The sequence below is a fragment of the Acinetobacter sp. YH16031 genome, from assembly GCF_013417335.1.
GTDB lineage: Bacteria > Pseudomonadota > Gammaproteobacteria > Pseudomonadales > Moraxellaceae > Acinetobacter.
This window is the reverse complement of the sequence record NZ_VPED01000151.1, coordinates 1-1,550: the sequence shown is the minus strand read 5'-3', so window position 1 is coordinate 1,550 and position 1,550 is coordinate 1. Positions and strand designations below refer to the sequence as shown.

Genomic DNA, 1,550 nt, shown 5'->3' with positions numbered 1-1,550 from the left:
TAAAAATAATCAAAGAATAGGAGATATATCAATTGAATCAGTGAAATGTGGAAAAATAAACTGAATCCTATTGTACCCTAAATTCTTATAGAATATGCCGTCTTTGACATGGCAGAGCTGTCAAAAGATAGATGCTAAGAAAAGGTTGCACCCGCTATGGAAATACTCAAAAAGATGTCAGTTTTTCTGATGCTGCTGATTGCCTTAATTTTAAGCATTGGTGGTTTGTGGCATCAATTACAAGGCGGCAGCATGTTTTACACACTGATCGGATTGCTGTATGGACTCAGTTTGAATTTCTATCTCAAAAAGCAGGAAAAAGCCTTATATGCGAATTCTGCTGTATTGTTCGGTGTTATTGTCTGGGCATCTTATCAGCATGGCATCAATTTTCTATAGTGCGAATTATTTTTGCCTTACTAAGACCATATGGATACTGCTCCGTTTCAGCAATTAAACAACAATATTCTATTGAAAAAAATTCATTTGACCTTATCTTAAAATGAAACCTATATAAATAATTGAGACCCGATTTTTATGTTATTTCATACCCCCAAATTACCCGCTGAAATCCGTATTAGTCATTTGAATGCGCGCATTAACGAGCAACGAAAAAAAATAGCGCAAACAACTTCATCTAAACTGGAACTTTTACAATTGAGCCAGCAATTGTCAAAAGAAGCGCGTGCGCGTAAGAAAACTAACCAGAAAATCTATGTGCTCGATTTTAAAGGTGATATGGCTGCGTCTGCAGTAGAAAGCCTGCGTGAAGAAATTACCCTGATTCTATCTACAGCAAAAGCTGGTCGTGATCGTATCATTGTACGTTTAGAAAGTCCGGGTGGTATGGTACATGGTTATGGTCTTGCAGCTGCGCAACTGGTGCGCTTACGTGAAGCGGGTTTCCATGTGACCATCTGCGTTGATAAAGTGGCAGCCAGTGGCGGTTATATGATGGCGTGTATTGCAAATGAAGTAATTTCTGCACCGTTTGCGATTGTGGGTTCAATTGGGGTAGTGGCACAGGTACCGAACTTTAACCGTCTGCTGAAAGAAAACAAGATCGATTTTGAACTTTATACTGCGGGTCAATATAAACGTACGGTGACCATGTTTGGTGAAAATACCGAAGAGGGCAAAGCCAAGTTTGAAGAAGAATTGCAACAGACACATGCCTTATTTAAACACTTCGTGGAAAAATATCGCCCACAGTTAAATGTTGAAAAAGTGGCAACGGGTGAACACTGGTATGGTCAGGATGCCCTAGATCTGAATCTGGTGGATAAACTGCAAACTTCTGATGAATATCTGTTAGGCCTATTACCACAACATGATGTGTATTTAATCCAGACCCGTAAAAAACCAACGCTGGGCGAAAAACTAGGTTTGCAAGCAGCACAAATTGCAGATTCTTTTATCCCAGCGGTGATGAATAAAGTGGTAGATACGCTAACCAAAGCCAATTCTAATCTGGTTCAGATGCGCGATCCTAAACTTTAATTCATTATTCAGTTATGAATCTAAGAGCTCACTTCGGTGGGCTTTTTTAT

The 1,550-nt window shown here is 39.4% G+C and carries 2 protein-coding genes; both read left to right on the top strand.

Annotated features, from left to right (window positions below):
* Positions 1 to 156: 156 nt before the first annotated feature.
* Positions 157 to 399 carry a hypothetical protein gene (locus tag FTV31_RS16760; RefSeq protein WP_004782654.1) on the top strand — a complete coding sequence of 81 codons (243 nt, stop codon included), beginning with the start codon at positions 157 to 159 and terminating at the stop codon, positions 397 to 399.
* 138 nt (positions 400 to 537) lie between these two features.
* Positions 538 to 1,500, top strand: coding sequence for a protease SohB (gene sohB, locus FTV31_RS16755; RefSeq protein WP_159123126.1), 963 nt, complete (start codon positions 538 to 540; stop codon positions 1,498 to 1,500).
* Positions 1,501 to 1,550: the final 50 nt, after the last annotated feature.